Origin of the sequence: Streptomyces sp. NRRL S-378, assembly GCF_000720645.1 — a bacterium.
GTDB lineage: Bacteria > Actinomycetota > Actinomycetes > Streptomycetales > Streptomycetaceae > Streptomyces.
Window position 1 is genome coordinate 1 of record NZ_JOBX01000222.1, and the last position, 421, is coordinate 421.

1 protein-coding gene is annotated in these 421 nt (G+C 69.1%); it reads right to left on the reverse strand.

Translation table 11 applies throughout. From position 1 onward, the window contains the following. A partial coding sequence (locus IH80_RS40425) for an acyltransferase domain-containing protein (RefSeq protein ID WP_037882482.1) occupies positions 1 to 421 on the reverse strand: 421 nt, incomplete at both ends.

Consider the following 421-nt stretch of genomic DNA (forward strand, 5'->3'; position numbering starts at 1 on the left):
GGACGGCGTCACGGACATGACGGACCCAGTAGTCCGGGGACAGCAGCTCCTCCGTACCGGCGACCTTGCCCGTCACGTTGGAAACGACCGGAATGCTCGACGCCCTGTAGGTGAGACCGGCGGCGATCTCACGGAACTCCGCGAGCATCGGGTCCATCAGCAGCGAGTGGAAGGCATGGCTCACGGTCAGACGCTTCGTCTTGCGGCCCAGCCCGGCCGCGTCCGTCTCACCCGAGACGACGACCGAGTTCGGACCGTTGATCGCCGCGATCCCCACACCGTCCACCAGACGAGGAACGACCTCCGCTTCCGCGGCCGCGATCGCGATCATCGCCCCACCCGAGGGCAGCGCCTGCATCAGCCGACCCCGCGCCGCCACCAGCCGCGCCGCATCCGCCAACGACCACACCCCGGCGACATG